Raw genomic sequence first — 14,068 nt, 5'->3', positions numbered from 1 at the left:
TTTTATTATTTTGGTGTGTATTAAAGTATTTTATATTTTAAAATATTGAATAAATAATGTTGTGTTGTATTAGTAATTTGTGTAATATCCATTGTATTTAGATCAAATGGAATAAGTTTACGAAGGTAGGGGTCATTACTTTCTTTAAATGGAGAAAATTGGTTTGTGCCGTGTTGCCAAGTATAAATTAATTTTTTACGTGCTTCTTGTTGTACAAGTGGATCAGATGAAATAGATTTTGTTACTTTATTAAAGATGTGATTTATCCAAGATCCTCCAGATTGGTACAGTAATAATATGGGCGTGTTAATTCCATTAGAATAACCTAATATTAAAGTTGATAATATTTTTTTTGCTTGTGTTTTTGAAAAATTCGGAAAATGCCATGTATCATTAATACCAATTAACCTACTATCACCTTTTCCGCCTATAGCACAATAGGTGATGTGTTCTAACCATAGTAAGAATACATCGCGCATAGAAATATTTTTTGGTGTCCAACGTATTAATCCGTTTTCTTGTACTCTAGTTAATTGTCCAGTTAGTTTTATTTCATTTAGTTTTATAGAGATATTTAAATTATTTTGTTTATTAACATAATATTTATGTATTTGATGTGCTAATTTTAGCATTTTTGCATATTGTTTTTCCCAAAAGAGTTTACCAAAAGCACCATAAGGTAGAATGCCTGAAGCATATATATTTTGATATAGTTGTTTAGTATTTTTATTATTAATTAAATAGTGAATTAATTTGATATTTAATTTATAACGATTGAAATTGTTTATTTCAACATGATAAGGATCTATTATTTTTACTATGTTTTTATTAAAATATATGTTTAAACGCTTTTGAAACCACCATTGTACTGGATGGTAGTAAAAATTGTATAAATCTTGGAAATTTATTGTTTTTGTAGAAAAATGTATAATTGGAACATTAAAGTGTGAATATTTTTTTTTTAAATTAGGTGTCATATTAATAACTGTTGCTGCGGGTAACCATTCATTCGAGAAGCTTTGAGTATCTGTATTAGGTAAAAAATTTTCTGGAGAGAAAGCAAAAAGACTATGTTGTTGACATAAGTGCTGGCGTATACGTTTTATTTTAATGTTTATTTCTATATTTTCATCTTTTTTAAAGTAGAAATTTTCTGCAATGTATTCAAATAATTCGTTCACTAATCTGGAAGGAAAACATACTGTATTATTTTGCATATTATTTCCAATAAAACTAATATATATTTTTTCTTGTGCTGACAGTAATGTTAATAAGAATGTATAACAATCTTGTTCATATGTATTTTTATCGTGTTTTCGTGGTTTTTTAGCCATTAAATTAAAATTGGGCGATATCTTTTTTCGAGGAAAATTATCATTCATACCCAGTATGTATATTATTTTATAAGGTATGCAATATGCTGCAGCAAGATCGCAGAAATTAATTGTATTTGGTACAAATTTATATATCGTTTTTTTTTGATTTAATTTATAAGATAATTTATCTTTTAAGATGAGGACATTAATTTTCTGATTATAATTAGCTTGTATTCCAGATTGTAGTATTTCTTGACAGAAAGTTATTAAAAATTGCAAAGCTTTGTTTTCTTCTGTATTTGCAGGATCTTGATGAAAAAAATCATTGATTATTTCTTTAAAATATAAAGTCCATTGTTTTATTTCGTAAGATTGTTCTAATTGGTCTCGCCATTTTTTTAAGGTTTGTAAAAATTGTCCTAATTTTCCAATTAGGTTAAAATGTTCTCTATTTTCTATATTTGAATATGGAAAAATTTTCATCCAAGTTTTAGAGGAGTTTTTTAAAGCATAACTTAGTAACATACGATTTAATCCAAACTGCCACGTGTGTTGGTTAGTAATAGGTAAATTGAATTTATTCATGGTAATATTATCTAAACCCCATCGAATATTAGAGTCAATTATCCATATGTTTAATAGTTTTATTTCTTCTATGGTTATGTTAAATTTTTTTGATACAGATGGTACTTTTAAAAAAGATAGAATTTCTTCAGATGTACATCTGCTATGTGGTAAATTAAGTATACTTAGAAAAGTTAATATAATTGGATGTATATTATTTTTATATTTACATGAAATACTAAATGGTAAATATTGATTTTTTTGTTTGGTGTTAAATACAGTATTAATGATTGTGACATATTTCGATATATTGGGTGCTAGGACTAATATATCCCCAGGAGATAATGAAGGATCATTTGTAATAAGCGATAATAAATTATCGTGTAGTATTTCTATTTCTCTTTGAAGATTATAACAAATATGAAAGCTTATTGATTTATCTCCCGGCAGAAATATATTTTTTTGTTTATTTTTTAATATTTTATTAGTGTTTAAATATTTTATATGAATTTTATTTTTATAAAAATTTGAAATACCTTTTTTTACGTAGAAAAGTAATGTTTTTTTTTTAGGAATATAAAAATAATTAAATTCAATTTTGTTTTTAAATTCTTTAAATAAAGATAGAGTATTTCGTCCAATATTGTTCCAGGAATATAAAAAGATATTATCTGTATTAGAAAAAGTATTAGTTGTTTTATTATATTTTTCGTAAAATGAATATTTAGATTGATGCGATGTTATAGTATTCTTTCTTTTAGAAGAAAGCTGTTTTATAGAATAAGTGTTTTTTTTAAGTACATGAGAATTATTATGTATATTACAGTTACTGGGATTTATAAACCATAAATAAATATTAGTATGTGAACTTAATAGTTTTATTATTTTCCAATATACAATTGGAATTGTTGTTAGACCAAAAATGAATATTCTTTTCGGAATATTATATTTTTTATAGTTATGTTTTAATAGATATATACAGTGTTGTAATGGTGTTATGTAGATTTTTTCTATGTTTGTTAAACTATCTTTATTATATAAATTTGTGTTTTTCAAAAAATTTTTCCATATTTCCGCTTGCCAAATTTGATGGTCATTTTTTATGTATTTTATAGTATGGTTATTTTTCCAAAAATTTAGCCAATCTGGTCTATATATTAAGTATTGTGTGAACAGATATGCGAGTTGCTCGGAAAGTTGTCCAATTTTTCTTTGGTTTATATCATTTTTTAGATATGTTTGTATTGTGGAATAATTTTTAATTATGCTATTTTGGTTTAATATTTCCATAAATTTCCAATACATAACAGAATAAGAAAAATTACTTTTTTCAATATAATTATGTGATGATATTGTTTTGTATATTTTTTGTATAAAATTTGGGATGGAGTCGAATTCAGTATTACATAATATGCCGAAGTGGTTAGCTAATTCTATTTTTAGCCATTCTCTTTTTATACTTTTTTCTACTAATATTATTTCAGGTGTCATTGGATCAGATAATGGTTTATTTGATATAATATCTATTAATAAGTTTTTAATTTTTTTTGCGTTATTAGAGTGATAGATAGTTAACATTTAGTGTATTATTGAATTATGTTAGATATTTAATCAACAGTGTTTAACTAATATTAGAAAATACAGATTGTAGTATTTATGCTAAATGTATCTAAAATATTTTATAAAATGAAGCGATTTTATTTTAAAAGATTATTTTATGCTTTTAAATAAAAATTTTTATAAACAAATGTTTTATTGTTAATTATAGAATTAGTATTCTATTAAATAGAATTTAATAGATTTTTAAATATTGAACATAATTTAAATATTATTTGTGGATATTGATAAAAATCATACTTTACAAACAAAATTGTTTTGTTGGTATATGTTATAGTTAGTATATTGATAATCTAAATCAATAAAAATTATTATACTTCATATAGGAAGTAATGAAATTTTTAATTTTTAGGTCGAAAAAAACCGCAAGTAATAACAAAACCTATTATAATCATAGGACACGACAGTATTTGTCCTAGAGTCATAGTGTTGATAAATAAACCTATTTGTTCATCAGGTTCTCGAAAAAATTCTGCCGTGATACGTAGTATACCATAGCTTATAAGGAATAAGCCAGATATATACCCTGTAGGTTTAAATTTTTTAGTTAATTTATTAATAATAATATGAAGTATTATTCCTTCAAGGAACATCTCATATAATTGAGATGGATGTCTTGGTAAAGCTCCATACATATCAAATAATTCTTGCCATTCAGTAGAGTAATTAGTATTTAGTGAGATTAAATCTTGGTTTATGGATTTAGGAAAAAACATAGCCCAAGGAACATCAGTTGTCACTCGTCCCCATAGTTCACCGTTAATAAAGTTTCCTAATCTTCCACATCCTAAACCAAATGGTACTGTTGGTACGATTATATCTGTTATCATTAAAAATGATTTTTGTTTTTTGTATGAGAATATTTTAATTGCTGTAATAACTCCTATTAAACCACCGTGGAAAGACATTCCGCCCTCCCATATATTTAAAATTTTTAATAAGTGTTGTGAGAAAAAAGACCATTGATAAAATAATACATATCCAGCGCGACCACCTAATAAAATTCCTAAAAAACATAAGCATAATAAGTTTTCTAAATCTTTATAATTTAGAAAAATATTGTTTGAATAATTTATGTTATGATATGTTATCATCCGAATAGCGTATATAAAACTTAATACATACATCATTCCGTACCAATATAATGAGATTGGTCCTATTGAAAAAATTATCGGATTAAGTTCATGATAATAGTACATGTTATTTGATAATTAAAATTAGTAGAGTGTTAATGTTATTAACATAATAGATTTTAAATTTAAAATATTTTTTTAAAAAATTTTAAGTGAGTTTTATGAGAACTTAAGTGATCCAATAGTATTAGAAAAATCTTGTATGATTCTTTTATATACGTTTCTTTTGAAGAATACAACTTGTCTTATGGGATACCATATACTTACCCATTTCCATTGATCGAAAGTATAATTTTTTTGATTATATACATTAATTTTTGAATCTTTAGATTTAAGTTTTAGCAAAAACCACTTTTGTTTTTGTCCTAAACAAATTGGGTTAATATTCTTACGAATTAATTTTTTAGGTAATTTATAATGTATCCAATACCTTGTTGTAGACAAGATACATACATCTTTATAATTTAAGCCTATTTCTTCAAATAATTCTCTATACATTGCTTGTTTGGGAGTTTCTCCGAAATTGATTCCACCTTGTGGGAATTGCCAATAATAATTATTTTGTTTAGATTTTTTTCTAGCCCATAACACTTTCTTATGAGTGTTACATAAAACAATACCAACATTTAATCGGTAACCGTGATTGTCAATCACTATGTTTTCCTATTTTTATTATAAAAACTATAGTAAAATTATTCATATTTTATATGATTCAACAATCTTGAGATTTATCCAATAATTTATTCGAATAGTATCTGTTTATTGAATTTAATTCAAGTCATTTTGGTTTTAATTATTTTAAAGTCATATTATGGATTTTTTTGAATATTTTAATTATAAAGAATATTAATTTTATTTTTGTTAAATATTTTAAGAAATAATTGTGGTATATAAGGCATAATTTATTTTAAGTTAAATATTTTTATTAAATGTAACTAATTTAGTGTTAACTACTTTGTATGGTTAGTATTTTATTAAATCTTTAATCATTAATAGTTTTGTTAAGTTATTTAGTTATATTATTAGTAATAATGCTTATACTCAGTAAGTATTTTATTGAAACATTAAATATATATACTGTGATCCTCATTAAATACTTCATTAAATAAATAATTTTTAAGAAATTATTCTGTTATTTCTAACATAAAAAGATCTGATAACTTTTGTTTTCGTCTAATTTGTCGAATTTCTCCATTTTCAAATAAAACTTCGGGTAATAATGGTCTAGTATTGTAATTAGAAGACATAGACGCTCCATATGCTCCAGTATCGTGAAACACTAAGTAATCTCCTACTTTTGCTGAGCTTGGTAATTTTCGCGTTAAAACGTTGCCTGTTTTATTTTGTGTAAAAATATCACCTGATTCACATAATGGTCCTCCGACTATCGTATCACGTAGTGGTTCTGTTGTGATATTTCTATTGTCTCCAGGAATTATTGAAATATGATGATAACTACCGTACATAACTGGACGCATTAAATCATTATATCCAGCATCGATTAATATGAAATGACGATTTCCTGTATTTTTTACAGCTCTAATTTGTGCAATTAATATCCCTGACTCAGCTACTAGAAATCTTCCTGGTTCTATTTCTAATGTAACTTTATGTCCTAAATATTTACTAATATGTGTTCTAGTTTCATTCCATAAATAAAAGTAATCATTTATATTGATAATTGTATCATTATGGTGATAAGGAATAGTTATTCCGCCCCCTGCTGAAATAACTTTTACGTCTATTTTATATGTTTCTATTTGTTTAGTCATAGCGGAGCAAACTTTAGATAATTGTTTAAAATGTATTCCAGATCCAATATGCATATGTAATCCAATTAAATTTAAATTATAACGATATATATAAGATAAAGCTTTTGGAATATCTGAATACCAAATACCATGTTTACTATTTGGTCCTCCAGTATTAGTTTTTTTACTGTGTCCATATCCAAAACCTGGATTAATACGTAACCATATTTTATGTTTTGGAGAACGATCTCCCAATTGTTTCAACATGTCTATTGAGCCGATATTAACAGTAATATTTAATGCTAGTATTTTGGATAATGTTTCTGTATTTAAAATATCAGCAGTAAAAATTATTTCATTATTTCCTATGCCTGTTTTGAATCCAGCTAGTATTGCCCGTTCTATTTCTCCCAAAGAAACAGCATCTACTTTTACTCCGTAATTACGCATTAATTTTAAAATATGAATATTAGAACAAGATTTTTGAGCGAATCGTATAATATCGAATTTTTTCAATTTTTTAATACGATTTATTATAACAGATGCGTTATATACCCAGACAGGTCCATCATATTGTTGATAAAGTTTTTTTAAGTCGTTAGAATTAAAGAGTTTTGTTTTAGTGTTAGTATTATGTATCATATTATATATTTAATATTAGTCTATTGAGATTTATATTTTAAATAAAGAACACATATCTTATGTGATATAAGATATGTTATATTTATAAGTATAAGTTTATTTTAATATACTTATTTTTATATAAGTGATAATATGTTATTACATAATTATAAGTATATTTAGTATAAAAATTTTATCTGGGGCGAAGTGTAGGAAATAGTATTACATCTCGGATAGTATGTGTATCAGTTAATAACATGACTAACCGATCTATTCCTATCCCCACTCCTGCAGTAGGAGGTAATCCGTATTCTAATGCAGTTATATAATCTGCATCATAGTATGGTGTATTATTGTTTTTTTCAGTGATATTATTTATTTTTGTTTTATTTTGTTTCAAAAAACGTTCTTTTTGATCTTCTGGATCATTTAATTCTGAAAATCCATTACCTATTTCTTGACCTGCAATGAATAGTTCAAAACGATCAGCATATTGCGGATTATTGTCGTTACGACGCGCTAATGTAGATATTTCTATCGGATAAGTAGTCACACAAGTAGGTTGAATAATTTTTTTTGCTATTATTTCTTCAAAAATAGCCATTTGTATTTCATTTATAGTCCAATGATTGTTGACTTGTATTCCAAATGATGCCGCAATAGTGGAAATAGCGTGTATATCATCTATATTTTTATTTTTAGTATTTGGCAGGTAGTAAGAAATAGCATTTTTTATAGTGATTTGCGTAAAAGGATCTTGAAAGTTTAATTGGTGATTTCCGTATTTTACAATACTATGTCCTAATATTGTTTGTGTTAATGAACGTAATAAATGTTGTACTAATATTATTATATCTTGATAATCTGCATAGGCCATATATATTTCCATCATTGTAAATTCGGGGTTATGATGGGGTGACAATCCTTCATTACGGAAATTTCGGTTAATTTCAAATATACGTTCAAACCCACCGATTATAAGTTGTTTTAAATATAATTCAGGAGCTATACGTAAATACATTTTAACTCCGAATTTATTATGATGTGTGATAAAGGGATTTGCGTTGGCGCCTCCTGCATGCATGTGCATCATTGGGGTCTCAACCTCTATAAAATCATTTTTTTGCATAAATTCTCGAATATTAGCAATTATTAAAGAACGTGTTTTAAATATTTCTTTAGAATTGTTATTGATAATTAGATCTAAATATCTTTGACGATATTTTTTTTCTTGATTGTTTAATCCATAAAATTTATCTGGAAGTGGGCGTAATGATTTAGTTAATAGTTTGATTTTATTACAATATATTGATAATTCCTCAGTACGTGTTTTAAATAAAACACCTGTAGCACCTAATATATCTCCTAAATCCCATTGTTTTATATTTTTTTCATATGCATTATTCTTTAATGAGTCAACAGTAATATATAATTGTATGTTTCCGCCAAAATCTTGCAGAGTTATGAAAGAGGCTTTTCCCATAATGCGTTGGCTTATTATACGTCCAGCTACACTTACTTCAATATTTATACGTTGTAATTCTAATTTAGATTTGTGTGCATATTTTTTATACAATTGATTAGAAGTGGAATTTCGTCGAAAATCATTTGGGAAAGCAATTCCTGTTTTTCGAATGTTTGATAATTTTTCTTGTCGAACACTTAATATATCATTAGTATATAATGTTTTATTAGATTGTTTTTTCGAGTGTATACATTTAATCATTATTATTAAATTCTTTAGAATATTTTTCTATACTGATTTTTATAAAATCATCTAGATCTCCGTCTAAAACATCTTTAACATTTCGTTTTTCAAAACCTGTACGTAAATCTTTAATTCTAGAATTATCTAAAATATAAGATCTTATTTGGTTACCCCAAGTAATATCAGATTTTTTTTTATTTATTATTTGTTTTTCGTGGCGTTTTTTTTGTAGTTCCAGTTCATATAGCTTAGATTTAAGTTGTTTAATAGCTTGCCTCTTATTCTTATGTTGAGAACGATGACTTTGGCATTGAGTTACAATATTTGTTGGTATATGTGTGACTCGCACTGCAGATTCTGTGCGATTAACATGTTGTCCACCTGCTCCAGAGGCACGATAAACATCGTAACGAATATCTTCTGGACGTAGATTAATATCTACGCTTTCATCTAATTCTGGATATACAAATATTGAAGCGAATGAGGTATGACGTTTTTTAGAGGAATCGAAAGGGCTTTTTCTCACTAATCTATGTACTCCAGATTCCACATGTAGCCATCCATAAGCATACGCACCACTAACGCGTACAGTAGCAGATTTTATTCCAGTAATTTCTCCAATTGATTCATTAGTAATTTCAGTGTCAAATCCTTTTTTTTCTATCCAACGTAAATACATGCGTAACAATATCCTAGACCAATCTTGTGCTTCTATGCCGCCAGATCCTGATTGAATATCAATATAGCAGTTATTATTATCATATTTTCCCAAAAACATGTTGTTAATTTCTAATTGTGATATTGTATGCTCTGCTTTAGTTAATTGAGTTTGAATTTCATTCAATAATTGGTGATCATGTTTTTCTGTAAGTTCTAGAATACTATTTAAGTCATCTATATTTTTAGAAAGTTGATCTATAGTATTAATGGTAATTTTTAAAGAAGAATATTTTTGAGATAAAGTCTTTGCTATCTGCATATTGTTCCAAATATTGGATGATTTTAATTTAAAATTTGTGACATGTAAATGTTTTTTTTTCAGTGCATAGTTAAAAACTATCCTTAAAATTTAATATCCTTCTTAGGATATTAAGAATATTTTGTTTAATTATATTTTTATCTGTCATAAATATTGTCCGATTATTTTATTTATATAACAGCTGATGTTTATCAAATAATGTATGTATTTGGATTTGATTATTATTAATATTTATATATGATAATCTAAAACACAAGTATATATTTTAATTATATATTAATTTTAGATAAATTTATATTTATATTTTTAGTATAAAGTACTTTTATCAATAAATAATATCAGATTATTTATTGATAATTGATATTATAAATCAGTGTTTTTACAAGAAAACTATTGTACTATAAGATATGCAACTCGAGTGTTTTTGTAATATTTTTTAAGAAATATTTGTGTTGTAGTGGTGGTGTCTTATTTAATACAAATATTATGAAATACTTATATTTTTATAGGAGTGTTAGTATTGTGTAACGACGCAGTGTTTCCCCATCAGGGTCTTATACCTTCACAGGAGCTATTATCAACATTAATTTCTTTAGAAAAATGGGTGTTAGTCAGATTACATGGGCATGATTCTATACAATATTTAAATGACCAATTTACTTGTGATATTAAAAATTTAGATATTGCTAAATATAGTTTTTCTGCATATTGTAATTTAAATGGAAAAGTTTTTAGTAGTGTGTATGTTTTTTATATCACTCATAAAGAAATAGCATTTATATGTAGGAAGAGTATATATAATAAACAAATTTCAATGATGAAAAAGTATGCAATATTTTCAGATGTTACTATTGTGAGTAATTGTAAGGAAATACTTATTGGTGCTGCAGGATTAAATATAAGAAAGTATTTAAGTGATTTTTTTTCAATTTTACCAAATAAAATGTATTCTGTAGTACATAATTACGGTGTTACCATATTATATTTTAATTCTCCAATAGAAAGATTTTTATTAGTTTTTTATGAAATATCAATATTTAATAATTTAATAAATAAATTAAAATTATGTATGCAATTTAATAATAGCTGTCAATGGGAATTATTAGATATAGAATCAGGATATCCCATTATTGATTTAGTTAATAGCGAGTTATTTTTTCCTCAGGCTATTAATATGGATATTTTAAAAGGTATTAGTTTTAATAAAGGTTGTTATCTTGGTCAAGAGTCTATTGCGCGTCTTCAGTATCGTGGACATAATAAGAAAGTATTGTATTGGTTAACTGGTGAGATAATTCAAGTTATTACTAGTTATTCGTTGCCTAGTTCTGGAGATTTGATAGAGTTTAAAATGAATGACCGAAATTGGAGAAATATTGGTGTTATATTACAGGTTTGCCAAATTAAAAATAGTAATATTTTGTGGATACAGGCAGTATTAGATCGTCCAATATCGGAGTGTTTAGAATTAAAATTGGTTAATATAAATAATAGTAATAGTTTTATCATTTTTAATGTTGATAAAAAACATACATATAACCATACCTAGTATGGTTATATGTATTATATTTAGTTGACATTATAACAACCAAGTTGGCATAACATCTAGACCCATGATTTGATTTAGTATATTAGTTTTTAAAGAGGGTATAGTTTGTATAATATTAAACATGAAATTTTGAGTGTACAATGAAATGTAATTGTTCCTTTGTGATAAAGGAAAAATATTTGATAATTTTGTAAAGTATTTAAAAATTTGATATTTTTTATGGTATTCGTAATCTTTTAAATATGTATAATGTCCAATGTCTTTGTTGTTTTTCTTTAATTTTTTTAAATAATTTAATAATGTTATAGCCTCTATAAGTTCTATGTTAATATCTTGGAAAGGAAATGGACTTATAGTATAAGCAGCGTTTCCTATGAGGATCAAACGACTCTGCACAAATTTGTATGCATATTGAATTCTTGGCAAGAATATTTTATATGATGGTATATCATTATATATATAGCAATGGCCTAGCATGGCGCAGATTTTTGTTAGATCAGAATTAATATGTTCTTTAGATATATTTTTAAAAAAATATTTTATACCTATGTTGGTCGGTAATAACCAAAATACAGCAGATAAATTAGTGTGATTTAGTGGTAATAAAATAAGTAAACTGTTATCATGGCTTATATATCTCAATGTGTTTTTGTGTTGTTTTTCTGTATAAATAGTGGTGTGAAATTCATAGTATTTTTTGTCCTTAAATATTAAGGGAAAGTTTGCATTTTTTCTTGTCCAAGAATTAATTCCATCAGATCCTATTACTAATTTAACTTTAAATATAGGATAATTTTTTATTTCAATTAATGCTGCATCTTTATAGTAATTTATTGTATTAGGTATTTTTGTATTTATAAAAAAAATGTTTTGTGATTTTTGCGCTTCTTTTATCAAAGAATTATAAATATGATTATAATCACTAATATAACCTAGTTCAGGGTAACCTAAATGACCAGAATTAAAAATAATTTTTTTTGTGTTATAATTTTGAGTAATCTCTAGTTTAGAAATTATATTATAAGGGTATGTAGTATTTTTGTTCCAAGTGTTTAAATAACTGAGTATTTTTGCGCTAGTAATATTAATTAATACAGATGTTTTAACATTAAGTAGTTTTGACACAGGATTTATATGTGTTTTGAGTTTATGTTCTATTATAGCAATACGAAAATAATTTTTTAAACCACAAGCTAATGCTAATCCAGCAATTCCTTTATTTATAATTAAAATATCAAAGTTTTTCATATTATTATAGATTGTTACGAAATTTGGTTAGTTTTCCAATTTAGCATTTTGTATACTAAGAGATTGCGTAAATAAGAATTACAGCTAATTAAAAATAATCCCATATTTCGTGCAATAATTACTGGTAAACAATGGTTACTAAATAAACGTATTAACCCATCGGTAAACAGAATAGTGCTACGTTGATCTGATAGTCTGTATTTTTGGTATGTACTTAATACGGAATAATCTCCAATATCTATATTGTTGTTTAATGCGTTTTTAATTATTTTAGATAAAATGACTATGTCACGTAGCCCCAAATTTAAACCTTGTCCTGCAATAGGGTGTAGTTTTTGCGCAGCATTTCCTACCAGAGCTAATCTATGAGAAATATGATTTTTAGCATATATTAGCCAGAGATTATGAAAATGTTGTGTCCCTATATTTAATATTTTTCCTAATTTTTGTCCAAATATTTTTTGAAATTCTTGAGAAAGTTTATGTGTATTCCATTTAGATATATTTTTTTTTTCTTTATAAGAAATACACCAAATTAGGTAACTAAAATTATTAGAAGTTGGTAATATTGCTAACGGGCCATATTCTGTAAATTTTTCAAAAGCGCATCCATGATGAGGAATCTCAGTAGAAATTTTAGCCATTATAGCAATCTGATGATAATTTTTTTTAAACCATTGTATTCCACAATTAGTGGCTAATTTAGACTGTGATCCATCTGCCGCAATTACTAGTTTTGAAATTATTTGATGATCATTATTTAATATAATTAAATTATTTTTTTTTTCACGTTTTATTGTTTTTAATGTAGCAGGGCAAAATATATTTACATTTGATTTTTTATATAAAAAATCAAATAAGTTTTTTCTGAAAGTATTTAATTCAATAACATATCCTAATTCCGATAGATTATAATCTGTTGCGTTAATAAATACAGTATTGTTTTGATTATGTGCATTAATTTCTATTTTTTTTATAGCAGTAGTGCAAGAATTTAGCATTGGATACATATCAATTTTTATCAATTCATAATATGCTCCTCTAGATAATGCAACAACATCAGGCGGTGTAGTTTTTGTAGATGATTGCATATCATAAGTGTATGGAGAACATTGATCTATCAAGGATATTGTTAAATTTCCTTGAGTTAATTTATGTAGCATGAAAGCTAATATTGCTCCTGTCATGCCACCGCCATGTATAACAATAGACATAATATATAATAATAAATAATAAATTAATTTTTATATCGATACTTATCTGAGATTAATATGTATCATGGTATCATATGTAATTTACATGTATAGTTTTATACAACATAAATAATATTGTTAAAAAATTTATGTTTATCTATATGTATATGAATAACTCATGCTTTGTACAAAGTATACAGTTTGGTCATGAATTATCATTTTATATTATTTACAATATTATTTTAAGATGAGATAATTGTTTTATATATATTAAAAGTTATCATTCTTACTAAGAATGATGCATTATCTACGATGAATCTGATAATGTGGATATATTTTGTTCTAGTATATTGTATGATAATTGTAATATACTATTCTATAATAGAATA

9 protein-coding genes are annotated in these 14,068 nt (G+C 25.3%); 1 reads left to right on the top strand and 8 read right to left on the bottom strand.

What is annotated here, in order from left to right:
- Positions 1-20: 20 nt before the first annotated feature.
- From recC to prfB, 6 genes are all read right to left on the bottom strand, one after another.
- A complete protein-coding gene (recC, locus tag M9405_RS01235; RefSeq protein WP_250223463.1) occupies positions 21-3,458 on the bottom strand; it encodes an exodeoxyribonuclease V subunit gamma in 3,438 nt (1,145 codons plus the stop codon).
- A 380-nt stretch (positions 3,459-3,838) separates the two neighbouring features.
- On the bottom strand, positions 3,839-4,696 hold the full coding sequence (lgt, locus tag M9405_RS01230; RefSeq protein ID WP_250223462.1) for a prolipoprotein diacylglyceryl transferase: 858 nt from the start codon (positions 4,694-4,696) through the stop codon (positions 3,839-3,841).
- A 93-nt stretch (positions 4,697-4,789) separates the two neighbouring features.
- A complete protein-coding gene (gene rppH / locus M9405_RS01225; RefSeq protein ID WP_250223461.1) occupies positions 4,790-5,284 on the bottom strand; it encodes an RNA pyrophosphohydrolase in 495 nt (164 codons plus the stop codon).
- Between the two features lie 470 nt (positions 5,285-5,754).
- The gene (gene lysA / locus M9405_RS01220; RefSeq protein WP_250223460.1) at positions 5,755-7,023 is read right to left on the bottom strand and encodes a diaminopimelate decarboxylase; all 1,269 of its coding nucleotides are present in this window, start codon (positions 7,021-7,023) and stop codon (positions 5,755-5,757) included.
- Positions 7,024-7,195: 172 nt separating this feature from the next.
- Positions 7,196-8,728, bottom strand: coding sequence for a lysine--tRNA ligase (gene lysS, locus M9405_RS01215; RefSeq protein ID WP_250223459.1), 1,533 nt, complete (start codon positions 8,726-8,728; stop codon positions 7,196-7,198).
- A protein-coding gene (gene prfB, locus M9405_RS01210; RefSeq protein ID WP_423775044.1) for a peptide chain release factor 2 occupies positions 8,721-9,837 on the bottom strand; the annotation gives its coding sequence in 2 pieces (ribosomal slippage) (positions 8,721-9,779 and positions 9,781-9,837; 1,116 coding nt in all). The genes lysS and prfB overlap by 8 nt, the downstream gene beginning before the upstream one ends.
- A gap of 363 nt (positions 9,838-10,200) precedes the next feature.
- On the opposite strand from prfB, the gene ygfZ reads away from it, so the two are divergent.
- Positions 10,201-11,238, top strand: a complete 1,038-nt coding sequence (gene ygfZ / locus M9405_RS01205; RefSeq protein ID WP_250223457.1) for a tRNA-modifying protein YgfZ — start codon at positions 10,201-10,203, stop codon at positions 11,236-11,238.
- A 30-nt stretch (positions 11,239-11,268) separates the two neighbouring features.
- Here the strand turns inward: ygfZ and M9405_RS01200 are convergent, their stop codons facing one another.
- Both M9405_RS01200 and ubiH read right to left on the bottom strand, forming a co-directional pair.
- Positions 11,269-12,486 carry an FAD-dependent monooxygenase gene (locus M9405_RS01200; RefSeq protein ID WP_250223456.1) on the bottom strand — a complete coding sequence of 406 codons (1,218 nt, stop codon included), beginning with the start codon at positions 12,484-12,486 and terminating at the stop codon, positions 11,269-11,271.
- 14 nt (positions 12,487-12,500) lie between these two features.
- A complete protein-coding gene (gene ubiH / locus M9405_RS01195) occupies positions 12,501-13,700 on the bottom strand; it encodes a 2-octaprenyl-6-methoxyphenyl hydroxylase (RefSeq protein ID WP_250223455.1) in 1,200 nt (399 codons plus the stop codon).
- Between the last annotated feature and the right edge of the window lie 368 nt (positions 13,701-14,068).

The organism is Candidatus Blochmannia ocreatus (assembly GCF_023585745.1).
Classification (GTDB): domain Bacteria; phylum Pseudomonadota; class Gammaproteobacteria; order Enterobacterales; family Enterobacteriaceae; genus Blochmanniella; species Blochmanniella ocreatus.
This window is presented reverse-complemented; position numbering and strand designations above follow the sequence as displayed.

Excerpts from the sequence above, each read along its gene's own strand:
- recC (WP_250223463.1), bottom strand. The coding sequence starts at position 3,458 with ATGTTAACTATCTATCACTCTAATAACGCAAAAAAAATTAAAAACTTA.
- lgt (WP_250223462.1), bottom strand. The coding sequence starts at position 4,696 with ATGTACTATTATCATGAACTTAATCCGATAATTTTTTCAATAGGACCA.
- lysA (WP_250223460.1), bottom strand. The coding sequence starts at position 7,023 with ATGATACATAATACTAACACTAAAACAAAACTCTTTAATTCTAACGAC.
- lysS (WP_250223459.1), bottom strand. The coding sequence starts at position 8,728 with ATGATTAAATGTATACACTCGAAAAAACAATCTAATAAAACATTATAT.
- M9405_RS01200 (WP_250223456.1), bottom strand. The coding sequence starts at position 12,486 with ATGAAAAACTTTGATATTTTAATTATAAATAAAGGAATTGCTGGATTA.
- ubiH (WP_250223455.1), bottom strand. The coding sequence starts at position 13,700 with ATGTCTATTGTTATACATGGCGGTGGCATGACAGGAGCAATATTAGCT.